Here is a 22,082-nt window from a genome sequence, read left to right as displayed (position 1 = left end):
ACGGTCCGATCGCGACGGTGACGCTGAGCCGTCCCGACGTCCTCAACGCCATCGACGCCGCGACGATCGGGGCACTGCACGCGCACATGGACGAGATCGAGCGGTCTCGGGCGCGTGTCGTGGTGCTGACCGGTGCCGGTCGTGCCTTCTGTGCGGGCGCCGACCTCAAGGCCATCGCGCGGTCCGACGGGCATGCCGACGCCGCCGGCGCGGTGCAGTTCGTCCGAGATGTCAGCGGCGTCGTCCGGCGGCTCGCCGGGCTACCGGTCCCGGTGATCGCGGCGGTCAACGGGATCGCAGTGGCCGGCGGCCTGGAGCTGATTCTCGCCTGCGATCTCGTGATCGCCGCCGCAGGCGCGGAGATCGGGGACGCCCACGCCACCTACGGGCTGCTCCCGGGTGCGGGCGGCGCGGTGCGCCTGCCGCGGATCGTCGGCGCCACCGTCGCCAAGTACATGATGTACACCGGACGCAGCTTCCCCGTCGAGGAACTCGCGCGATGGGGGCTGGTCAACGAGGTCGTCGCTCGGGAGGACCTGACCGCCCGGACGACCGAGCTGGCGACCCACCTCGCCGGGCACAGCCGCCCGGGTCTGGCCCTCATGAAGCGGCTCGTCGACGACGGTCTGGACCAGCCCGTCGACACCGCGCTGCGGCTGGAAGTGCTCGCGCACGAACGGCACGACCACTCCGCCGATTTCGCCGAGGGCGTCGCCGCCTTCGTCGCGCACCGCTCGCCGCGGTTCGCCGACTGACCTCGTCGAGCCACCCACCGCAGAAGGAACAGGTATGAGCAGGTCTGACTTCGTCGACGTCCCGTGGGCGTTGACCCCGGAACATGCTGCGTGGCGCGACACCATGCGCGACTTCACCGAGACCGTGGTACGACCGGACGCGACCCGGCGCAACATCGACGAGACCTTCGATGTCGACGTCGTCAAGCAGGTGGGCGAGCTCGGGGTGTTCGGCCTGCTCCTCCCCGAGCCGTACGGCGCGGGTGCCGACATGCGTACGTTGTGCATCGCCATCGAGGAGCTCGCCTACGCCGACTCGTCGATCGCTCTCACCGCGCACGTGCAGGCCTGTAACACCGCGCTGTTCCACTCTCTCGCCGGTGACCGCGAGGACCTTCGCCGCGAGGTCCTCCCGGCGGCGGCGGCCGGCACCGGCTTCATCTCCTTCGGGCTCACCGAACCGCGCGGAGGCTCGGACGCCGGCGACGTCCAGACCCGAGCGACCCGTGACGGCGACGGCTGGGTACTCAACGGCGCGAAGCAGTTCATCACGAACTGTGGAACACCCATGTCTCGCTTCGTCATCACCTTCGCCGCGACCGAACGGTCGCCGAACGGACGACCAGCGGTCTCGGCGTTCCTCGTCCCGCTCGACGCCGACGGCGTCACCGTCGGCGCGGCCTACAACAAGATCGGGTGGCGGGCCTCCGACACGCACCCGCTGTTCTTCGACGACGTGCACCTTCCCGCGACGGCGCTGATCGGCCAGGAAGGTGACGGACTGCGGGAAGCGTTGCGGCTGCTCACGTGGGCCCGCATCCCCATCGCGGCGCTCGCCGCCGGGCTGGCCCGCGCGTGCCTGGACGGGACCGTCGATTTCGTCGGGGATCGGGAGTCCTTCGGCCGGAAGCTGGGCCAGCACCAGAGCGTGGCGTTCTCGGTCGCCGACATCGCGGCCCAGGTCGGCGTGGCCAAGCTCGTGACCTATGACGCGGCGTGGAAGTACGACAACGGGGTGGCGTTCGATCGCGAAGCCGCCGTGGCCAAGCTCGTGGCGGGTGAGATCGCCAACAAGGTCGGGTACGAAGCGACCGAGCTGCACGGCGGCTATGGCTTCATCCACGACACCCCGGTCGCTCGGCACTACCAGGACGCTCGGATTCTCACGATCGGCGAGGGAACCTCGGCGGTGCAGCGGCTCCTCATCTCGCGGGAGCTCGGCGTGGGTGGCGGGTAGGGGTGCCGGCGCCGCGAACCGGCTCGGCCGGCGATCGCCGATCGGTCTACGCCGAGGACCTGCAGGTCGGGGGACGCTACGACGTCGGGACCACCACGGTGTCCACCGAGGACATCGTGACGTTCGCCGCGCGGTGGGATCCCCAGCCGTTCCACGTCGACGCCGCCTACGCCGCGACGGGCCCGTTCGGCGAGATCATCGCGAGCGGAGTGCACGTGCTGGCGCTCTACATCCGGCTCGCGGTCGACGCGGAGTGGCACCGCTGGAACGTCATCGTCGGGCGGGGGATCGACCGACTCCGGTTCCTGAGCCCGACGCGTCCCGCCGACGAGGTCACCGGCTGGTTCGTCGTCTCCTCCGTGGAGCCGGGCCGGCGCGGGCGCGCCGCGGTTCGGCTCGAATGCCACCTCGACAACGGCGCCGGCACCCGCCTGATGGACTTCGATCTCAGCTGCCTGGTCGCCTGCCGAGCGACGTCGGACGCGCAGCCCGCAGCGCCGTGAACCACGTTCCACCGCACATCCGCGTGCAAGGTGAAGATCACCTTCTCTGAGCCGTCCCGAGGAGCGACCGTCATCGTGGTGTACATCGCAGGAGTGGGGATCGCGGCACCGGAGCCCGACGCGTTCCTCAGCTTGGAGGAGCTCGTCTTCGAGGCGTCCCGCCGTGCCCTTCGCGACGCGGGGAGGACGCGCGACGACATCGACGGCGTCTGCCTGGCGGCCTCCGACCAGCTGGACGGGCGGGCGATCTCGTCGATGCACACGGCCGGCCCCGCAGGTGCCCGACTACGCGACGAGGTGAAGGTGGCCGACGACGGGTCCCTGGCGTTCTCCACCGCGGTCACGCGGATCGAGGCCGGCGTCTCCGCCTGCGTCCTGGCCGTCTCGTGGACGAAACCCGACGCCAGTGACACGGCGACGGCGCTGAGCGTCAATCCCGAGCCGGTCTTCGCCCGCCCTCTCGGCCTGCACCCGGACGTCGGCGAGGCGCTCTGCGCGCAGGAGTTCCTGCGGCAGGCCGACGTCGGGGTCGACGCGCTGGATCGCTGGGCAGCTCGGTACGGGCAGGGCGGATCGGGCAGCTGGATCGCTTACCCGCTGCGCCACTCACACCGGCCCCGCCCCACCCAGCGAGGGGTCGCGCTCGTCCTGACCCAGGAGCCCGCCGCGGTCGCGGTCCGCGGCCTCGCGTTCGGCACCGACGCGGCGATGCCACCTGATCGTGGCGGACTCCTCGGCAGCCTTCCCACCATCGCCGGTAAGGCCCTGGCGGAGGCCGGCACGACGCTCGACCCGGAGGTGCCCGTCGAGACCACCGACCGATCGGTGATCCGCCTTCCGCTCGCCGCGGCGGGGCTCGGTCTGTGCTCGATCCCCGAGGCCGCGCAGCGATTCGACGCCGGCGTCCTCACCCGGTTCAACCCCGGCGGCGGACTGTGGGCGAGCAACCCGGTCTTCGCGGCCGGCCTCGAGTGCGTGGCGAGAGCCGCCGGACACGTGCGGTCGGGCAGCGCCGTCGCCATGGCTCACTCGAGCTACGGGTACGCCGGGCAGGGCAACCTCGTGACGGTCCTCGGAGGCGCAGCATGACCAGGACTCCGAAGCGGCTCGCCGCCATCGTCGGGACGGGGATGTCACACTTCCGTACCCGTCGCGACGACGTGGACCTCAGTGAGCTCATGGTCGAACCGGCCGCTCTGGCGCTGGCGGACGCCGGTCTCGAGATGGGCGACGTCGACGCCGTCGTGCTGGGCGTCGCCCCGGACCCACTGCACGGCATCGGACACCCGGAGCAAACCGCCGCCGCCGCCCTGGGGATACGCGGTCGCGCGCTGACCCGCGTGCACACCGGCGGGGCGACGGGTATCTCCGCGGCGCAGGTGGGCTGGTGGGGGGTGGCCTCCGGTCGGTTCGACACCGTGCTGGTGCTGGCCGTGGAGCGCATGGGTGACAACACCGCCGGCGCCCAGCGGGTCCTCAACGAGATTTGGGATCCGGCGTACGAAGCACTGATGCCGCTCAACACCATCGCCAACTGCTCGCTCATGGCCGTGCGGTACATGGACCGATACGGCACGACCGAGGAGGACTTCGCCGAGATCGCGTCGCGGTTGCGCGACAACGGTGCGCTCAACGAGTACGCGCACCTGCGCACTCGTATCTCCCCCTCCGACGTCATGCAGACTCCCGTCCTCACCTGGCCCGTGCGCGTCGGGATGTCGTGCCCGCGCTCCTCGGGCGGAGCGGCCACCGTGATCACCTCGGCCGACGTGGCCGACCGGCTCTCGACCACCCCGGCATGGATCCGTGCGATCACCGGACGCACCGACACGTACTTCATGGGCGACCGCATGCGGCAGCGTGCCGGCGACGCCGGGCTCGCCGACGAGTACATCGCCATGGACAACTTCCGGCTCGCATGCCAGGACGCGTACTCGATGGCCGGCATCACGGACCCCGTCGCGGACTTCGACGTCATCGAACCGTACGTGCCGTTCTCGCCGTACGAGCCGATGATGCTGGAGGCGATGGGGGTCGCCGCGCCCGGGACAGCGGTGCAGATGTCACGGGAGGGCCGCTGGGACATCGACGGCGATGTCGCCGTGTGCCCGTCAGGTGGGGTCATGTGCAGCAACCCGATCTCGGCGACCGCGCTCGTGCGGCTCGTCGAGGCGGCCCGGCAGGTCGGCGGGACAGCCGGCGCACACCAGGTCGACGGAGCCCGCACGGCGCTGGCCGCGGGCGCCGGCGGGGATTCGCAGTTCTACGGCGTCGCGGTCGTCTCCGGGAACGACCCGCGTACCTGAAGCAGAGGGGAACCAGCCATGACGAGCACCACCGGAGAACGCATCACGATCCCAGCGCGCTGGGAGCTCGAGTTCAGTCACGCCGCGGGCCAGGCGGCCAGCAGGTTCCTCATCGGACTGCGCGACGACAAGGTACTCCGCGCCTCGCCGTGCCCGCAGTGCGGTCGGTTGCGCGTGCCGGCCCGCTCCCTGTGCGAGGACTGCTTCGTAGCGACCTCCGACGACTGGGTCGACGTGGGCCCGGAGGGCACACTGGTCACCTTCTCGATCACCTACGCGGCGTTCCCCGGCTACCCCGAGCCGCCGCACGTCGTCGCCTACGTCGCCCCCGACGGCGCCGACAGCGCGATGTGCAACTTCGTGCGAGGCGTCGACCTGACGGATCCCGCAGGGGCCGCGAAGGTGCTCAGGCCCGGCACGCGCATGCGTGCGGTCTTCCACGACCAGCGTCAGGCCCGCGTGACCGACTTCCACTGGGAGGTCGTGGACGGGTGGTGAGCCCCCGACCTCCGCGTCCAGCTGACCCTCGCCTCTCTGCGCAACGACGGAGAACCGGACCGGGCCGGACTATCCGGTCTATCCGGGTCAGTAGGAACGAGGGAGACCGAACGACTCGGCCAGATTGTTCCGCACCATGTCGTTGCATAGCTCGTCCTCCTGGGGTCTCGACCCGCGGCGACTTCGCCCCGGCGGGCGAGGGTCATCGGCCGCGCTGGCGGAGATAGCGGCCGGCCGCTTCGTGCAGGCCCTCGGCAAGCGTCGGGTGGGCGTGGATGCTCCCCGCCAGGTCCGCGGGTGAGGCCGCCATCTCGATGGCCAGCACCCCCTCCGCGATCAGCTCGGAGGCATGGGGTCCTGCCATGTGCACGCCGATGACAGCGTCGCGCTCGTGGTCGACGACGAGCTGGGTGGACCCGTGGGTGGCGCCCATGGTCGCGGCTCGGCCGAGCGCGGTGAGCGGCACGGTGACGACGGAGGCGGCGACGCCGGCGGCCTGCGCGCTCGCCCGGGTGTGGCCGGCACTCGCGATCTCGGGGTCGGAGAACACGATGAGTGGGATCGCGGCCGGGTCGAAGGCGACCCTCCTGCCGCACAGGGCGTCGGCGGCGACGAGACCTTCCGCGGTCCCCTTGTGCGCCAACATCGGGCCGTCGGTGATGTCGCCCGCGGCCGCGACCGACGTGCCCGGGACGGTGCGGTCGGCGCGGACCACGATCCGTCCGTCGGATCCGGGCCGGATGCGCGTGGTCTCGAGCCCGACGTCGTCGGTGTTCGGCCGCCGTCCCACCGCGACGAGCACGTTGTCCGCCGGCAGCGCGACGTCCCGCCTGCCGAGCAGGCACCGCACTCCCCCGTCGTCCCCGTCGGTGACACCGGTGACGGACGTGTCGAGGTACACGGTGACCCCGAGCTCGGTCAGCCGCTGCGCCACGGGGCGGGACAGGAAGGCAGGGATCTCGGGGAGGATGCGACCCTTCTGCTCGATGACGGTGACCTCCGCGCCGAGCTTGGCGAACGCCGTGGCGAGCTCGATGCCGATGTAACCGGCACCGATCACGACGAGGCGCCGCGGCACGGTCGTCAGCGCCAGCGCCCCGGTGGAGTCCAGGACGTGTTCGCCGTCGACGGGGATGGCGGGCAGGTCGATCGGACGGGAACCCGTCGCCAGGACGGCATGACGGAACTCCAGGAACTCCGTCCCGCCGTCGGGTCGTTGGACGGCGACGCGAGTGCTCCCGGTGAAGCGCGCCCGACCCTCGACGACGCGCACGCCGGCCCGGTGCAGCCCTGTGGCCACCCCGTCCGTCAGCCCCTCGACGACCTGCCTCCGGAGCTTCTGCCACCGCTCCAGGTCGACCCCCCCGACGGCGGCCCCGGTCCCCGAGGACCGGGCGAGATGGTGCGCCTCGGCCGTCTCGATGAGCGTCTTCGAGGGGATGCACCCGACGTTCAGGCAGACCCCTCCGAGCCCGTCGAGGTCGACGAGGGTCACCCGTCGACCGTTCTCGGCCGCGCGGATCGCCGCGGGATAGCCGGCCGGGCCGCCGCCGATGACGAGCAGGTCGACGGCCTCGGCGGCCTCACCCATCACCACGGTGGGCTCCCAGCATCAGCAGCCGAGGATTCTCGAGACGCCGTCGGATCGCCGAGCCGAACGAGGCGTTGACCGCCCCGTCGACGAACCGGTGGTCGACGCTGTGCGACAGCGCCACCATCGTGCGGACCGCCAACGCCCCGTCGACCACGGCGGGCCGGGGGGCCACACCTCCGAAACCGACGATGCCGATCTCCGGAGCGTTGACCAACGGCGTGCCGTACCAACCGCCGACGGACCCGTAATTGGAGATCGTGAACGTGCTGCCGGCGAGCTCGTCGGGAGACGCGGTCCGGTCCCGCGCCGCCCGGGTGACCCGTCCGGTCTCGGCAGCCAGGTCGATCAGCGAGAGCTGGTCGGCACAGCGGACCACCGGGACGAGCAGCCCGTCGTCGGTCGCGGTGGCCACGCCGAGATGCACCCGGCGGTACTGGACCACCTCCTCCGCCTCCTCGTCGAACGAGGCGTTGAGCTGCGGGAACTCCGCCAGTGCCTGAACCGTCGCGAGGGCGAACAACGCCGTCCAGGTGAGCCGGCTCCCCTGTTCCCGCGCGACCGGCACCAGCTCGGCGAGCAGCTCGCCGAGCTCGGTCACGTCGACGTCGATCATGCCGGTGACGCACGGGACGGTTCGGGCGGTCTGCGCCATCTTGCGCGCGATCGTGCGGCGCAGGCCTCGAAGAGGAGTCCGGACGCACTCCTCGTCCGCCTGACGCGTCGGCTCCCGGCTGCTCGCGGGCCGCTCGGTCCGCACGGAGGAGCCGTCGACCACCGGCTCCGACGCACACCCGGGGACGTCCGTGGCGGCCTGCACGTCCGCACGGAGAACCCGTCCGCCCGGGCCGCTGCCGTTCACCGTGACGAGATCCACCTGGAGGTCGCGGGCGAACTGACGGACGGCAGGGGACGCCAGGGGCCGCGGAGGCGGAGAGGCGTGTTCGGTCGGGAAGGACGCGGCAGTGGGCGCGATCGAGCGCGGCACGGAGGCGGGTGTGGATGCGCTCGGTGCGCCCTCCCCCGAGGAGGGCTGCTCGAGCAGGCTCTCCGGGAGCTCGAAACTGGCGAGAAGGGCGCCGGCGGGCACGGTGTGACCGATCTCGGCCGCCCGCTTCGTGAGGACGCCCGACACGGGGGCCGGGATCTCCGTCTGTGCCTTGTCGGTCTCGACCACGACGATCGGCTGGAACTCCGCGACCTCGTCTCCTTCGGCCACGAGCCATTCGACGATCTCCGCCTCGGGCATGCCGTCCCCGAGCTCGGGCAGCAGGAAATCGTAGGTGTTCACTCGACGAGCGTCTTTCGTGCGGCGGCGGCGATGTGCTGCTCGGCGGGGAGGTAGTACTCCTCGATCCCGGCTGCGAAGGGGTAGGGCGTGTCCGGACCCGCCACCCGGGCCACCGGAGCCTCCAGGGAGTAGAAGGCCTCCTCGGCGATCGTGGTGGCGATCTCGGCGCCGAAGCCGGCTGTCACCGGGCCCTCCTGGACCACGACGGCACGCCCGGTCCGGACCACGGACTCGACGACGGTGTCGACGTCGAGCGGCACGAGCGAGCGCAGGTCGACGACCTCGGCCTCGATCCCCTCGGCCCCGAGGGTCTCGGCGGCCCGTTCCGCCTGGGGGACCATGCCCGACCAGGCGACGATGCTCACGTGGGCGCCGGAGCGGGCCACCCGGGCCCGGCCGAGCTCGACGGCATCCTCCCCGTCCCCCACCTCGTCGCGCACCAGCCGGTAGCCGCGTAGCGGTTCGAGGAACAACACCGGGTCCTCGTCCCTGATGGCGGAGAGAAGCAGACCCTGGGCGTCGCGGGCCGTCGCCGGCGCGACGATCTTCAGACCGGGCACCTGGGCGTACATCGCCTCGTACGCGTCGCTGTGGATCTCCAGGGCCCGAACTCCACCGCCGAACGGGGCGCGGATCGTCACCGGGCAGCCGAAGCGTCCCTGCGACCGGTATCGCATCCGCGCGAGCTGGTGGGCGATCTGGTGGAAAGCAAGGTGACCGAAACCGAGGAACTGCAACTCGGCGACCGGAACCATCCCGGACGCCGCCAAACCGACCGACGCACCGATGATGGACGCCTCGGCGATCGGTGTGTTCACGACCCGGTCGCTGCCGAAAGTCTCGACCAGCCCGTCCGTGGCTCGATAGACACCCCCGAGAGCGCCCACGTCCTGCCCCAGCACCATCACCCGCTCGTCACGCTCCATCTCGGCGGCCAACGTCTGGCGGATGGCCTCCACCATCGTCAGGACCGCCACTCGTCCTCCTCCTGTTCGAGGCGTCGCCGCTGGCGTTGAACCCTGGCCGGCGGGTCGGCGTACACGTGGTCGAACAACATCCCTGGTCCGCGATCGACAGCGCGTCGCTGCGCCTCGCCGAAAGCGGCGTCGATCTCGGCGTAGGTCTCCGCGGCGAACACCCTTTCGCGCTCGTCGTCCCAGAGCCCGCGGGCGGTCGCGTAGGCACGGAGCCTGGTGATCGGGTCGCGGTCGGTCCACGCGGTCTCGGCCACGTCGGCCCGATAACGGCTCGGATCGTCAGAGGTGTTGTGCGCCCCGAGCCGCTGGGTCTGGGCCTCGATCAACGTCGGGCCCTCGCCCGACCGGGCGCGTTCGACCGCATGACGAGTCACCGCGTACATCGCGAGCACGTCGTTGCCGTCGACCACGTACCCTGGGATCCCCCAGGCCGCCGCCTTCGCCGCGAGCGAGGCCGCCCCGGTCTGACGCTCGCGAGGGGTGGAGATCGCCCACCCGTTGTTCTGCACGACGAGCACGAGCGGGGCGTTCACCAGGCCGGCCAGGTTGCCGCCCTCGTAGAAATCGCCTTCGGACGTCGCGCCGTCACCCAGGAACCCGGCCACCACTGCGGGCCGCCCCTGCAGACGCATCCCCCAGGCCATCCCGACCGCATGGGGCACCTGCGCCCCCAGCTCGATCTGCATCGGGAAGACGTTGACGTGATCGGGGAAGGCCCACCCGTGCGGGTGGCCGATGAACAGCATCCAGTACTGGACGAGGTCCATGCCCTGGTACAGCAGCGCCGGGAGCTCCCGATAGCTCTGCACCACCCAGTCGGTCGTCGGATCGAGCGCCATCGCTGCCCCCGCCGTCGCGGCCTCCTGTCCCCGGCACTCGGAGAAGGTCCCGATGCGGCCCTGACGCTGGTAGCCCACGCCCCGTTCGTCGATCAGTCTCGACCGCGTCATCAGCTGCAGGGCCTCGACGAGACGGGAGTCGTCCAGCGGGCTGGTCAGTCCGTCGGCGAGAGTCCCGTCGGGCCGCAGGATCGGGTCCACGACGCGTTCGCCATGAGATCCGCGAGAGTCCCGGAAGGCAGTCGTGACGGAGCGCGGGTCCACCGTCGTCACGCGCCTGTGGCCCCTTCCTCGACGGGGTCCTCGGCGGACTCCTCGACGACGCCCAGCGTCGGGGCGAGCCAGGCCGAGTTGTCGGTCGTGTCCCAGAAGGAGAGCGCCTTGTCGAGGTTCGACTCGGTCCATCGCACGGCCTGGAACGCCGGATGCAGTTCGCTGAAACGCCCGCCGGTGAACAGCTCCATGCGTATGCCGCAGGGGTCGATGAAGTGCAGGGACAGGGTGCGGCCGTACGACTGTCGCGTGGGGCCCCAGGCGTCCAGACGGGCGCCGTCCTGACGCATCCAGGTCGCGTCGCGAAGGATCATCACGTCGTCCTCCTGCAGGAAGGCGACGTGGTGGAGGTTGGGCTCGTCCCCGGGGAAGACCGCCAGGTCCTGTCCGTAGTTGCTCCGGAACACCAGCGCCGAGAGCAGGTCCTCGCCGTCGTCGGTGGTCACGAGTTCGCTGACCCCGAAGTCGAGGACACGGCTGAGGAAGGACACGACCTCGCCGGGGGCGGGGCAGGTGATGCCGATGTGGCCGAGGTTCATCGGTGCGGGCGTGCCGCGCAGCTCCCGTGGGATGTTCCAGTGGGGGCTGCTGACCCCGACGAGAGGGCCGGTGATGACCTGCTCGGAGAACAACCGCAGGGTTGGCCCTCCGGGCACGGTGAACGCGATCGACGCGCCGAGGTCGGCGAGGATCTTGTCGGCGCCGTGGTGCTCGACGTGGGCACCGGCGGCCTCCACCCGGTCAGCGGCGTCGTGGAGGTCGCGGTCGTCGCGCACCTGGAAGCCGATCTCGACGAGCCCGGGCGGGCCCTGCTCCAGGACGTAGCTGAACGCCTGCGGCTCCCGCCAGGTGCGCAGGTAGGCACGTACCACACCGTCGCGGTCGGTACCACGACGGTGTTCGACCAGACCGAGGGAACGGGTCGCGAAGCGATGACCGGCGTCGACGTCGTCCACGGAGAGCCGCACGTACCCGAGCCGGAGGATGCCGCGGTGTTGGAGAGTCATGTCGTCCTCGTCAGGTCGTGGCCTGCAGAAAGCCCATGTCGAGCTCGTTCTCGTAGTAGAAGACGGCGCGACCGAAGTCCTCCATCCCCCACTGCACGGCGGGGGCCTTGCCAGGGGCGCCCGGCGTGACGTAGGGCGCGGCGAACAGCTCGTTGCGGTGACCGGAGGGGTCGTAGAAGTAGGTGGTGTTGCTCCCGCCGACCCCGTGCCGGCTCACGCCCGGCGCGAAGCGCGGAACGTCCCGCTGTGCCAACAGATCGGCGCCGTTGATCACGGCCTGCTGGTTCTCCGCGTAGAAGGCCGCGTGGTGGAACGCGGCGTCCGGGCCGGGAATGATCGCGATGTCGTGCATGGTGCTCCCGCACGACATCCAGGCCCCGACCGGACGGCCGTCGGGCCCCACCAACAGCTCCGCGGACTGGAAGTCGAGTACCTCGGTGAGGAACTGGTGCACGTCACCGGTGTCCGGCGCTCCGATGGCGATGTGGTCGAGCCGCGAGCCCCGGATGGTCCCCGCGGTGCTCTCGGGCAGCACAGGGTCCGGGTTCACCATGCCCCCCGCGAGACCGATGTTGTCGACCTCGAAGTAGCCCCAGACCTCCTGTCCGGAGGGCATCTGGAAGGCCACGGCCTCGCCGAGGCCGGCGCGTTCGTGTCGCGAGATCCGTCGGCTTCCCCCGGCCGCCTTCGACGCGGCCGCCTCGAGCTCCTCGAGGTCGGACTCCGTGCTCAGCTTGAGGCCGATGTTGAGCAGCTTCGAGGAGTCCGACGCCGTCAGCGCGATGCAGTGGTGATCCTGGTCCAGCGGGGCACGGAGGTAGACCGTGCCGTCACGGCGTTCGCTGACCGCGAGACCGACGTTGTCGGTGTAATGGCGGACGCTCGCCTCGAGATCGGTCACCGCGAGCGCGACGTGCCCTACCTTGATCACAGCCATTGTTGCGGCCTCTCTTCCGTCGAGGTCATGGATCGTTGGTGCGCTCGGGTCGTCGCCGCCACGGGCGTGCCGGGCGTTCCTGCCACCCGTGCTCCGGGCGGAGGACGACGTCGCTCACGGGCATCGCCCGGCAGAGCAGCGAGTAGTCGGCGCTCGATGCGCCGTCGGGACGTCGCTTCGTCTGCGAGGTGCCGTCCTGGTGCTCGACCTGCCCGGCGACGACGACGGCCCGGCACGCACCACAGCCGCCCCGCCGGCACATCACGCGTGGTCGCAAGCCCGCCGAGGCCGCCGCCTCGGTGACGACCGTCCCCGGGGCGCACTGGAAGGAGACCGCGACATCGCTCGCGTCACGGAAGGTGACCGTCCACCCGGACCGGTCCTCCCCGCGCGGGCTCGGGTCGGCCATCGGGGCTCCTCCTCACGGGTCACGGTTCGCCGGCGAGCCGCGGTTCAGCAGTTACGGTGCCCGCATCACCCCAAGCTGTCAAGCAGCTTGACGACTTACGCGGACGTCGCCGCGAACCGCCGCCGTCTCGGGGACGGTCGCGCCGTCACCACACGGGGCGCAGCCGGGGCTCCTCGCCGTGGTGCCAGTCGCCGAAGGCCTCCACGTAGGTCACCATCGCCTCGCGCACACGGCGCATGGCGTCGGGGCCTCCCAGCAGCTCGGCCCACTCGGACTCGACCTGGCCGTAGGCCAGCACGGCCTGTTCGAGCCGCCGGCTCCCCCGATCGCTGAGCTCCACCAGCTTGATTCGGCCGTCGGTGGGATGTGCCACGCGCCGCACCAGACCGAGGTCCTCCAGCGGACCCAGCACCTGACTGATCGCCTGCTTGGTGACGTCGCACCGCTCGGCCAGATCGCTCACGGACATGCCGTCCGGATACAGACTGCGTAGGACGTAGAGGTGCGCAGGCCGGATCGGCTCGGCCCCCTGGGCCTCCAGGTGCACCTGGAGGCGATCCACCACGAGCCGGAAGAGCATCGCGACGAGCGAGCCCATCGGCGGTCGTTCGACGTCGACGATCCAGTCGCCCGTCGGTTCCGAAGGTGCGGCCGCGAACCGCCCGTTGGTGCCCGCCCCGCTCACGACTGACATGCCCCCAGCCTAAGGAGCTGGTCGACGGGCTCCACCGGCGCGGCCGCGGTGGACCCCCAGGGTCGGCCGGCCCAGGACTCAGTGGGTTCGGGCTAACTCATGCTCGCCGCCGTGTCCCTGACCTGCCGGCTCCCCGACTCGCGCGCAGCGGCGTGGCACGCCGCGCGGTACGCGGAGACCACCGCATAGGCCACGTTGTGTCCGCCGGACCACGCCGCTTCCCCCCACGGGCCGGCCACGCACGTGCCGACGCCGTAGAGACCCGGCACCACGCTCCCGTCGCCACGCACCACACGGGCGTGCGGGTCCGTGACCGCGCCACCGACCGTCTCGAACAGGCCCGGCCCGAGGATCGCGGCGTGATACGGCCCGGTGGGCGCCAGCGCGCGCATCGTGGGGTTCGGGCCGCTGCCCTGCCCGAAGAAGGTGCCGAGCGCGAGCTGGGCGGGGGTGGAGCCGCGTCCGAAGTCCTCGTCGACGCCCGTCTCGGCGAAGCCCGCGAAGCGATCGAGCGTGGCGCGCAGCGTGGCGCCGAAGCCGGCGGAGAGCTCGACCCGTCCGAGCAGTCCGTGCAGGGTGCCCAGTCGGACGGAGATCGCGGCCTCGAGGTCGTCCAGCGTGTTCGCCGTGATGACCCAGTAGGGGTCGGCGCCGGGGGCCGGCACAGGGTTGCCCAGAGCGTCCACCCCGTAGCGCGCGGCGACGTCCGCGTCCCAGATCGCGAAGAGCGGGATGTTCGGATACGTGGAACTGCGGGCGTCCCATTCGAAGAACGCGCGACCGGAGTCATGGTAGGAACCCGTCTCGCTGAGCACGCGATTGCCGGCGCGATTCACGACGACCATCCCGTCTCCGGGCAGGATGAAGCTCCCTCGGAAGTCCTCGCCCTCCCTCTCGATCCGCTCTACGAGGATCGGGGTCTGCATCGCCAGCTGCATGCTCGCGAAGTCGGCGCCCGTCGCACGGGTGAGCTCGAGGAAGTCACCCTTGTTGTCCGGCGCCGCGCAGGTGCCGATGTAGGGACGGTCGAGGTAGCGCCGCCGGAGGTCGGCGTTCTGAGCGAAGCTGCCGGTGGCGCCCACGACCCCGCGCGACGCCCGGACCCGGCGCCTGTCCGAGGTCCCGCCGAGCACGGCACCGACCACCGCGCCGTCCTCGTCCACGACGAGGTCCGCCAACGACGTCTCGAGCCGGATCTCGATACCGGCCCGCTCCACCGCCGCGGCCAGGTCCTCCACGAGGATCGCGCCCCCGGTGGGGCCGCCGCCGCTACGTGTGGGGAACAGCGTGCGGCCGACCGGGCTCTCGTCCTCGGGCAGGTGGCCGTAGAAGTCCGGGAACTGCGCGGCATGGGCCACGTCGATCGCGCCGAGGGAGGCCAGCGTCGTGATGGCGTCCGCGGCGTTGTCGTAGTGGGCGGCCAGGCCGTCGTACTCCCAGCGCTGCAGGCCGAGGGTCTCGTGCTCGGGGTCGAACAGTGTCGGGCGGCTGAGTCGAGCCATGTAACGCAGGGCGGCGTCACGGGGATCCTTCACGCCGAGGTCCCGCAGGAAATGGTTGTTCGGCACCCACATGAAGCCCGCCGACTTGCGGGTGGTGCCGCCGATCCGCGCCGCCTTCTCGATCACGAGGACCGAGGCGCCCTGCGAGGCCGCGATCACCGCCGCGGTCAGCCCCCCGGCACCGGTCCCGGCGATCAGCACGTCGACGGTCTCGTCCCAGGTCGCCGTGGCGCTGTCCACCATCATCTCTCCTCCCCTGTGTGCGAAGCGGTCATGCCGGGTTGGATCGGCTCGTATCGACGTAGACCCGCCAGCTCGTCATCAGGTCGTCCTGTCCGTACTCCGAGATCGAACAGCCCTTCACCGTGATCGACGTGCCGTCGAGGAACGTGTACGCGACGGCGATCTCCGCGACGGTCGTCGAGCGGGCGGCGTCGGTCAGCACATTCAGCAGGTCGTGCTGCACCGACCGGAACCCGCCCTTCCACCCCGCGACCATCTCGGCCACGGCGTCCGGACCGGACACGGCCGGGAAATCGTTGAACGCGAACTCGGCATCAGCCGCGAAGCGGCGGTGGAAGACCTTCTCGTCGTCGGCGTCGACCTCGCGGTAGAAATCGCGGGTCAGCTTGTCCAGGTCCTTCGAACTCATGTCGCTCCTCGTAGGGATCCTCGCCTCAGGACAGCGGGCCGCGTACGGGGTCGGACCCGTCCCAGCCTTCGGCCGCCTCGGCCACACGGCGATAGGTCTCCTCGACGGCGTCGAGGTAGGGGTAGTGCTCGATCACATAGCCCGACGTCGTCCTGGCGTCGTGGAACCGCACGGGTGCCGCGCCGAACTTCATGCTGATCAGCAGCGGGGCGCCCGCCGCGCGGAGCGCCTCGGCCTCGGCGGCCGGGTCTGGCGAGAAGTAGGCGATGTGGTTGAAGCCCGGCGCGGTCATGGCACTCGCTGCGGTATCGGGTTCGACCCGGTGCCAGCGCACGAGCTCGAGCATGACCGGACCCCACTGGCCGAAGGCCGCGCCCTGCTCGAACACCCCCGCCTCGCCGTCGGGGCCCCGGACGTCCGAAACGGGAACCTTGTCGTAGACGAAGAACGGCCCGGCGCCGTGGGTCTTCGCCCAGTGCAGGGCGGCGCGTTCGAGATCGTTCACGGTGAAGGCGATCTGGATGACCTTCTTCCCCGCGATCTGTTCGGGCGTGAGCAGTGCCATGGCAGCTCCTCGGATTCGAAGGGAATGGGAGAGTCAGGAAGTGGTCGAGCTCGACGCCGCCTGCTGGGCGAGCGGAACGAAGCCGAAGTCGTTCTGCGCCTCGCGACCCATGTACATCAGCTCGACGTTGAATCCCTGGTCGCTGGTCACGTAATTGACCTCGAGATCGGGCCTGAGAACGATCTCCTGGTGCATGATGTTGGGCCCGGCAGCGACTCGGTCACGCGTGTCGCGGTACACCTGGCGCTCCGTGCTGCCGAAGGCGACGTTCAGGATCCCCTCGTCACTGATCCGATAGCCGACAGGCCGCGGGCGCGCCCGCGGACCGTAGTCGGCCAGCTCGACCAGGCTGCGGCCGTCGGTCAGCGTCAGCAGCTCGGGCGCACGGTCCCCGCCGAAGAGCACCTCGTGCGCGGGCGCGTGGAGCGGCTCGTCGGCCTGCCGCATGCCCAACGTGTCCCCGAAGAACCGCGACGCGCTCGCGATCTCGGGCACCGAGACACGCACCCCACGGATCGCCGGGTTCTGGTCCGGGCGGACGGTGCTGCGGCCTCCGTCGACGGCGGGGTCGCTCTCCATCAGCTCGACCAGCGTCCCGTTCGGGTCCCGGACGCAGACACGCCGGTCGCCGACGGGCCCCACCGGCTCGGACTCCGCCGTGGTACCCAGGGAGGCGAGTCGGGCGAGCGTGCCGTCGAAGTCGAGCACGTGCAGACAGATCACGTTGTAGCCGATGTCCGCCACAGTCCAGCCGGTGGGACGCGGACGCGTCTCCGGCTCGGCGAACAGGAAGAGCTCGAGCTGGAGGAAGTCCGACCGATCCACGACCCACGCCATCGTGAGGTCGACCGTCGGCGCGTCGATGCCCTGCACCGCGGCGATCTCCGGCCCGGAGAACGCCGTTCCACCTGCGGGCAGGAACCCGAGCCCGTCCGTGTACCACCGAGTGGTCACGTCCAGCGGGACCCGCCCGCTCAGCGCGATCTGGTTGAGAAGCACCGTTGCTGCCTCCGTATCCAAGGGGATGGCGACGACGACGCGGGCTGCGGCTTCTGATCAGCGGTCAAGAGACCCGCCGGTGGCAGTTACCTGCGTCACTCGTCGGCGATCGTGCCGAACACACCCAATCTCGTCAAGGCGCTTGACAGAATCTGGTGTCGGCGGTCGCCGATCGGACTTCGCCCGGAGATCCACACTGCTGCGCCTCACGGGCGCCGAGCGCGGCGACGTGCGCGTCGTGGTGCTGACCGGCGCGGGACGCGCCTTCTGCGCCGCCGCCGATCTCGCGGCCATCGGCGCTGCCGACGAACGAGCGGTCGCCGTGGGCGCCGTGCGGTTCGTTCTCGTCCCAATGCGCGTGCAGTGCGCTGATGGTGGCGCCGTCGATCGCGTTCCGTGCCCCCGGTGCGGCCGGCTGCGGATCCCCGCACGCTCCCTGTGCGAGGACTGTTTCGTCCCCACCTCGGACGACTGGGTGGACGTGGGGCCCGAAGGTTCGCTGGTCACCTTCTCGATCACCTATGCGGCGTTCCCCGGTTATCCCGAGCCGCCGAATGTGGTCGCCTACGTCGTCCCCGACGGCGCAGACAGCGCGATGTGCAACTTCGTCCGCGGCGTGGACCTGGGCGATCCCTCCGCCGCGGCGGCGGCGGTCCTACGGCCCGGGACCCGGATGAAGTCGGTCTTCCACGACGAACGCCAGGCGCTCGTCACCGACTTCCATTGGGAGCTCGTCGAGCAGGGGTGACCCGTCCCACGCCGTTACCCCTGCGCGAGCGGCGCCGGACCGGCTGCCGCGGTGACTCAGGAGGGGGCGGCTGCGACCCGGCTCGCCGGGTCGATCCCTCTAGTGACGACCGATCGAAACTAATACTGTCTACACAGCGCTCGGTAGAGACCGCGTGAGTACCGGTGAGGCCCCCGCCTCGGCGGAGCGGTTCTGGGCTCGCACGACGACGAGAGGGTGTCTCGATGAACAACGACGTTCGGACCGTGGTGACCCATGTCCTCCCCGACGGGAAATCCGCTCGCGAGGAGCGGCCGATCCGCCAGGTGGAGTCGCTCGACGACAGGGGTCGCCCCACCTTCGCCGCTCACCTGTTGTGGGGGACCGACGACGGCGTCGCCGTCGTCGGCGGTGAGCAGCCCGACACGGTGGTCAAGCCGTTCTTCCCGGGACCGGGTGGCCACCGCTTCATGCTCTTCACGTTCCTGCCGGAGGCGGACCCCTCGGATGCGCCCGCCGAGCCCCCCGGGACCGCCGAGCCGGTCGAGGACACGATGCCCGGCCTGCTCGACGCGTTCGACCCGGAACGGCCGGGGATGCACGTGACCGACACGATCGACTACGTCTACGTGGTCTCGGGCGAGCTCGTCCTGGAGCTCGACGAGGGCGAGGTCCCGCTGCGGCCGGGTGACTGCGTCGTCCAGCGGGGCACGATGCACGCCTGGCGGAACCGCTCCTCCGAGCCCGCCGTGGTGGCCGCCGTGCTCATCGGCGCGAACCGCGTCTAGCGGCCGCACGCTCGTGGACACGGGACTCGAAGGCCGGTTCGCGATCGTCACCGGAGGTGCGAGTGGGATCGGGAGCGCCACCGCCCGGCAGCTCGCGCGCGAGGGATGCCGGGTCGCCCTGGTGGATCGGGCACCAGTCCCCGAGGACGTACGCCGGGAGGTCGGCGCCGCTCTGCTCGAGTCGGTCGAAGCCGACCTGGCGGCGGCCACGGAGCCCGCGCGCGTCCTCGAGGCGTTGGTGGATCGGTACGGCCCGCCGCATGTCCTGGTGTTGGCCGCGGGGATCTACTGGACCGGCCCGCTCGACGAGTCCGGAGCCGAGGTGTGGGACGCGGTCCAGGCGGTGAACACCCGAGGGGTGTACCTGATGGCCCGGGCCGCGATACCCCTCATGCGGTCCGGCCGGATCGTAACGCTCTCCTCGATCGCGGCCGACAGCGGCGGTGCGGCGGCTGGCGCCGCCTACGTCGCGTCCAAGGCGGCCATCCAGGGCCTGACCAGGTCGCTCGCGCTGTCGGCGGCCCCGCACGGCACCACTGTTAACGCGATCAGCCCCGGACCGGTGTCCTCACCCATGCTCGGTGACCTCAGCCCGGAGTTCCTCACGGCGGTGGAGGGGCAGACCCCGCTCGGCCGTATCGGGGCTGCGGAGGACATCGCCCGGGTGATCTGCGCGGTCGCCTCGGACGCGTTCGCCTTCGTCACGGGCCAGGTCCTGGCCGTCAACGGAGGACTGCACTTCCGCTGACGGCCATCGATGAGAGTGCTGAGTCGAGGCCGTCCCGGGACGGGGCGGGTGCGTGGCCTCATGGGCTCTACCGGGCCTGGTTGTGCGAGGCTCGGCGCTGGTAGCGGCCGGCGGGTCAGCACTCGCCTGGCCAGGGCTTCGGGCCCTTGAGTCAGATCGTGCGTCCGCTGGTCGTGAGCAGGGCGGACCGCCGATGGGATGACGTGCCCCTTGATCTCGTATGCGGGTGGTGAGCACCTGACCATGAGGTCGGCGCCCTACAGTTCGGGCTCCTCGCCGGCGGGGACCACGTCGAGTACGCACCCGCGTCGGACGTGCCCCGGGCGCGGGCCCAGCTGATCGCCGCGGTCGCCGAGGCGCACGGCGTCGGGGTGGAGGCCGCGGCACTGCGGTTCTCGCTCGCCCACCCGTCGTCGCGGGCCGTCATCCCCGGGACCACCCCACCGGACCGCGTGGCCGAGGACCGTCGGGCGCTGGAGGAGGACGTGCCAGCCGCGTTCTGGCAGACCTGCGTCGCGCCGGCGTCGTCGACCAGCGCGCGCCGCTGCCGGGAGGTGCCTGACCCGCCGGCCGGACTGGCCGGTGGCGGATGCCGGCGTGCCCGGCGGGCGCCCAGGGTGGCCCCACCGTCCTGGGCGACCGCGCCCCGGGACCCGACCCCGACGGGACCTCGATGGTCCCCGCCCTGCCCCAGCGGGGACCAGCGGCTGCTGGCCGCCCTGCTTGCCTCCCGCCGACGCAGCACTCGACCGACGGCTCCCGGTCGCGGAGGGCGAAATCCACGTCGTCAAACGGCACTGGGGCGCCTTCCACGGCACGGATCTCGACCTGCAGCTGCGGCGCCGGGGTCACGGACATCTCGGCCGAGGCCGCGCAGAACAGCGCGACTCGAGTCCTCCAGGGCGATCGCCGGGGAGAGCTGGGTCAACATGATCCCGGCCCGGTCGGCGCTGCACACCGCGCGGTTCCGGGTCGGCAGGCGAGCGGCGGACGTGCGGTGCCCGATGCTGGTGCAGATCGCGGACGAGGACCAGCTCGCCCCGGTCCAGCCCGCGCGCACGGCCGCCTTCCGGGCGCGCGCCGATGTGCGGCACTACCCGTGCGACCACTTCGACGTCTACCCGGGCTCCGAGTGGTTCGAGCGCGCGGCGGCCCACCAGATCCATTTCCTGCACCGCCACCTCGCTCCGGCGTCGCCGTTCGCGCCGGTACCGACCGCGGTCGTCAACCGGTGAGTCAGGGCCGGTGAGTCAGGACCGCGGGGTCAGTCGCTCCGTGGCCTTGCTCGAACCCGACTTCAGGCGATCGAGCCCTTCGGCGATGCGTCGGGCGAACAGATCGCGCTGGAGGAGGTCGCGCGTCACGCGCAGCTCGTAGGCGGTGGCACCCACGTGGTCCATGTTCGAGGCCCGCAGCGCGACCTCCTTCAGCACCGACGTGAGCTCCGCGCCGTGCTCGGCGATCTGCTTCGCCAGCCCGAGCGCGGACTCGCGCAGAGTGCCGACCGGGACGACCTCGTCGACCAGCCCGCATCGATGAGCCTCGTGGGCGTCGATGGGGTCGCCGGTGAAGAACATCCGCCGAGCCCGCTGCGTGTTCGTCTTGCGCAGCAGACCGTGGTAGAAGGGTGGGCGCGGCAGGATTCGAACCTGCGACCGACGGCTTGTAAGCACGGATCGCCTCTGCGCTGTGCTAACCAGGGTCTTCGCAGGTCGCCCGTGAGCGTGGCGCCCACAGTTATGTGCTCCCGGAACGATCACTTGTGATCCTGGTAGGAGCCACGAGCCGCTCAGCGCGACGCTGGGAGCGTTTCAGGGGTCGACCGAGGTGTAAAGGACCCCTGACTGGACGGCGGCGACAGCAACGCGCACAGCATGCCGGTGACCAGCGACGGCCGTGAGCGCTGTGCCACGGAGGACTTCACTGACGACCGGACGAACAGAGTCCACGTCCAGCTCGCCTCGTCCGAATCTGATTCACGCTCGTCTCCCCCACGTCCGGCGATGCTGACTGCCGCCCGCCGCCAACCCCCGGTGGCTACCTTGGGGCTGTGACATTGATCGAGCACGACGCCGACGGCAGCCCGCAGGCGCCGCATCCGCTGCTGCGCGGTGCCTCGCCGGCGGTGGTCCGCAGCTGGCTAGTGCCCGAGGACCGTGAACGCTTCGTCGCCGAGTACGAGACCGCCCTGGACGAGGCACGGCGCTCGCTCAATCTGAGTGGAGTGCAGGCGGTGGTCGAGCGCTGGCGTCAGATCGCTGCGCTGCAGTCCGACCCGGAGGCGTTCCGCCGGTCGGTGCGCCAGGTAGCCGAGGTGGTGACCGGCGAGCCGTCACCCGACGGCGAGCCGTTCGCGGTGTCGACGGCGGCTGAACCTGGACCCCCTGGCGACGGTCGAAAATGGACCCCTCTGCACGGTTGTTGATGTTCAGTCGTCGGTCTTGGCGGCGGCGGGGACGCGGCCGAGGTCGCGGTCCTTGAGCCGGTAGCTGTCGCCCTTGAGGGAGACGACCTCGGCGTGATGCACCAGTCGGTCGATCATCGCGGCGGCGACGACGTCGTCGCCGAAGACCTCGCCCCACCGACCGAAGGGCTTGTTGCTGGTGACGATCAGCGAGGCCTGTTCGTAGCGCGAGGAGACGAGCTGGAAGAAGAGGTTCGCGGCCTCGGCCTCGAACGGGATGTGTTGGGTCGGGGACGGGACGCCGTGCAGCCTTTCGGGCTGTCGGTTTTCCCGTCCCCGCCCGCCGAACCGGACGTGCACGTTCCCGCGCATCCGGCTCTCCACGTGTTCGTGCCGATGGG

Annotated in this window: 25 protein-coding genes; 11 read left to right on the top strand and 14 right to left on the bottom strand. The window is 71.0% G+C overall.

Features of this window, described 5'->3' with window-relative positions; translation table 11 throughout:
* Positions 1-17 precede the first annotated feature (17 nt).
* From AC2A1K_RS33480 to AC2A1K_RS33455, 6 genes are all read left to right on the top strand, one after another.
* On the top strand, positions 18-755 hold the full coding sequence (locus AC2A1K_RS33480) for an enoyl-CoA hydratase/isomerase family protein (protein ID WP_483900678.1): 738 nt from the start codon (positions 18-20) through the stop codon (positions 753-755).
* 34 nt (positions 756-789) lie between these two features.
* A complete protein-coding gene (locus tag AC2A1K_RS33475; protein ID WP_483900677.1) occupies positions 790-1,971 on the top strand; it encodes an acyl-CoA dehydrogenase family protein in 1,182 nt (393 codons plus the stop codon).
* A gap of 2 nt (positions 1,972-1,973) precedes the next feature.
* Positions 1,974-2,474: a MaoC/PaaZ C-terminal domain-containing protein gene (locus AC2A1K_RS33470; RefSeq protein WP_483900676.1), complete on the top strand. Its 501-nt coding sequence runs from the start codon at positions 1,974-1,976 to the stop codon at positions 2,472-2,474.
* A gap of 75 nt (positions 2,475-2,549) precedes the next feature.
* A complete protein-coding gene (locus tag AC2A1K_RS33465) occupies positions 2,550-3,563 on the top strand; it encodes a beta-ketoacyl-[acyl-carrier-protein] synthase family protein (protein ID WP_483900675.1) in 1,014 nt (337 codons plus the stop codon).
* Positions 3,560-4,780, top strand: a complete 1,221-nt coding sequence (locus tag AC2A1K_RS33460) for a thiolase C-terminal domain-containing protein (protein ID WP_483900674.1) — start codon at positions 3,560-3,562, stop codon at positions 4,778-4,780. The genes AC2A1K_RS33465 and AC2A1K_RS33460 overlap by 4 nt, the downstream gene beginning before the upstream one ends.
* Positions 4,781-4,798: 18 nt before the next feature.
* Positions 4,799-5,278 (top strand): Zn-ribbon domain-containing OB-fold protein, encoded by a 480-nt coding sequence (locus tag AC2A1K_RS33455; RefSeq protein ID WP_483900673.1) that lies wholly within the window; start codon positions 4,799-4,801, stop codon positions 5,276-5,278.
* 202 nt (positions 5,279-5,480) lie between these two features.
* Here AC2A1K_RS33455 and lpdA read toward each other — a convergent pair whose 3' ends face one another.
* The 12 genes from lpdA to AC2A1K_RS33395 all read right to left on the bottom strand — a co-directional run bounded on the left by lpdA (position 5,481) and on the right by AC2A1K_RS33395 (position 17,014).
* On the bottom strand, positions 5,481-6,869 hold the full coding sequence (lpdA, locus tag AC2A1K_RS33450) for a dihydrolipoyl dehydrogenase (protein ID WP_483900685.1): 1,389 nt from the start codon (positions 6,867-6,869) through the stop codon (positions 5,481-5,483).
* The gene (locus AC2A1K_RS33445) at positions 6,862-8,160 is read right to left on the bottom strand and encodes a dihydrolipoamide acetyltransferase family protein (protein WP_483900672.1); all 1,299 of its coding nucleotides are present in this window, start codon (positions 8,158-8,160) and stop codon (positions 6,862-6,864) included. Before AC2A1K_RS33445 ends, lpdA begins: the two co-directional genes overlap by 8 nt.
* Positions 8,157-9,137 (bottom strand): alpha-ketoacid dehydrogenase subunit beta, encoded by a 981-nt coding sequence (locus AC2A1K_RS33440; protein WP_483900671.1) that lies wholly within the window; start codon positions 9,135-9,137, stop codon positions 8,157-8,159. Before AC2A1K_RS33440 ends, AC2A1K_RS33445 begins: the two co-directional genes overlap by 4 nt.
* On the bottom strand, positions 9,125-10,249 hold the full coding sequence (locus AC2A1K_RS33435; protein WP_483900670.1) for a thiamine pyrophosphate-dependent enzyme: 1,125 nt from the start codon (positions 10,247-10,249) through the stop codon (positions 9,125-9,127). The genes AC2A1K_RS33440 and AC2A1K_RS33435 overlap by 13 nt, the downstream gene beginning before the upstream one ends.
* Positions 10,246-11,256, bottom strand: a complete 1,011-nt coding sequence (locus AC2A1K_RS33430) for a VOC family protein (RefSeq protein WP_483900669.1) — start codon at positions 11,254-11,256, stop codon at positions 10,246-10,248. Before AC2A1K_RS33430 ends, AC2A1K_RS33435 begins: the two co-directional genes overlap by 4 nt.
* Before the next feature lie 10 nt (positions 11,257-11,266).
* Entirely contained in the window at positions 11,267-12,193 is a 927-nt protein-coding gene (locus tag AC2A1K_RS33425; RefSeq protein WP_483900668.1) for a VOC family protein, read from the bottom strand.
* 25 nt (positions 12,194-12,218) lie between these two features.
* Complete coding sequence (locus AC2A1K_RS33420) at positions 12,219-12,602, bottom strand: 2Fe-2S iron-sulfur cluster-binding protein (protein ID WP_483900667.1); 384 nt, start codon at positions 12,600-12,602, stop codon at positions 12,219-12,221.
* A gap of 145 nt (positions 12,603-12,747) precedes the next feature.
* The gene (locus AC2A1K_RS33415) at positions 12,748-13,296 is read right to left on the bottom strand and encodes a MarR family winged helix-turn-helix transcriptional regulator (RefSeq protein WP_483900666.1); all 549 of its coding nucleotides are present in this window, start codon (positions 13,294-13,296) and stop codon (positions 12,748-12,750) included.
* A gap of 92 nt (positions 13,297-13,388) precedes the next feature.
* Positions 13,389-15,044, bottom strand: a complete 1,656-nt coding sequence (locus AC2A1K_RS33410; protein ID WP_483900665.1) for an FAD-dependent oxidoreductase — start codon at positions 15,042-15,044, stop codon at positions 13,389-13,391.
* A 25-nt stretch (positions 15,045-15,069) separates the two neighbouring features.
* Positions 15,070-15,450: a nuclear transport factor 2 family protein gene (locus AC2A1K_RS33405; RefSeq protein WP_483900664.1), complete on the bottom strand. Its 381-nt coding sequence runs from the start codon at positions 15,448-15,450 to the stop codon at positions 15,070-15,072.
* Positions 15,451-15,475: 25 nt separating this feature from the next.
* Positions 15,476-16,015 (bottom strand): VOC family protein, encoded by a 540-nt coding sequence (locus AC2A1K_RS33400; RefSeq protein ID WP_483900663.1) that lies wholly within the window; start codon positions 16,013-16,015, stop codon positions 15,476-15,478.
* A 33-nt stretch (positions 16,016-16,048) separates the two neighbouring features.
* Positions 16,049-17,014 (bottom strand): VOC family protein, encoded by a 966-nt coding sequence (locus AC2A1K_RS33395; protein WP_483900662.1) that lies wholly within the window; start codon positions 17,012-17,014, stop codon positions 16,049-16,051.
* A 142-nt stretch (positions 17,015-17,156) separates the two neighbouring features.
* On the opposite strand from AC2A1K_RS33395, the gene AC2A1K_RS33390 reads away from it, so the two are divergent.
* From AC2A1K_RS33390 to AC2A1K_RS33375, 4 genes are all read left to right on the top strand, one after another.
* The gene (locus AC2A1K_RS33390) at positions 17,157-17,762 is read left to right on the top strand and encodes a Zn-ribbon domain-containing OB-fold protein (RefSeq protein WP_483900661.1); all 606 of its coding nucleotides are present in this window, start codon (positions 17,157-17,159) and stop codon (positions 17,760-17,762) included.
* 224 nt (positions 17,763-17,986) lie between these two features.
* Positions 17,987-18,529, top strand: a complete 543-nt coding sequence (locus AC2A1K_RS33385; protein WP_483900660.1) for a cupin domain-containing protein — start codon at positions 17,987-17,989, stop codon at positions 18,527-18,529.
* Positions 18,429-19,277 (top strand): SDR family NAD(P)-dependent oxidoreductase, encoded by an 849-nt coding sequence (locus AC2A1K_RS33380; RefSeq protein ID WP_483900659.1) that lies wholly within the window; start codon positions 18,429-18,431, stop codon positions 19,275-19,277. The genes AC2A1K_RS33385 and AC2A1K_RS33380 overlap by 101 nt, the downstream gene beginning before the upstream one ends.
* Before the next feature lie 929 nt (positions 19,278-20,206).
* Positions 20,207-20,512 carry a hypothetical protein gene (locus AC2A1K_RS33375; protein WP_483900658.1) on the top strand — a complete coding sequence of 102 codons (306 nt, stop codon included), beginning with the start codon at positions 20,207-20,209 and terminating at the stop codon, positions 20,510-20,512.
* A gap of 15 nt (positions 20,513-20,527) precedes the next feature.
* Here the strand turns inward: AC2A1K_RS33375 and AC2A1K_RS33370 are convergent, their stop codons facing one another.
* Positions 20,528-20,950, bottom strand: coding sequence for an enoyl-CoA hydratase/isomerase family protein (locus AC2A1K_RS33370; RefSeq protein ID WP_483900657.1), 423 nt, complete (start codon positions 20,948-20,950; stop codon positions 20,528-20,530).
* 377 nt (positions 20,951-21,327) lie between these two features.
* Between AC2A1K_RS33370 and AC2A1K_RS33365 the strand changes: the two genes are divergently transcribed.
* On the top strand, positions 21,328-21,702 hold the full coding sequence (locus AC2A1K_RS33365; RefSeq protein WP_483900656.1) for a DUF6247 family protein: 375 nt from the start codon (positions 21,328-21,330) through the stop codon (positions 21,700-21,702).
* 3 nt (positions 21,703-21,705) lie between these two features.
* On the opposite strand, the gene AC2A1K_RS33360 is transcribed toward AC2A1K_RS33365, so the two are convergent.
* A partial coding sequence (locus AC2A1K_RS33360) for an ATP-binding protein (RefSeq protein ID WP_483900655.1) occupies positions 21,706-22,082 on the bottom strand: 377 nt, incomplete at its 5' end.

The organism is Actinomycetospora sp. 2LY8.5, assembly GCF_057180585.1.
This window is presented reverse-complemented; position numbering and strand designations above follow the sequence as displayed.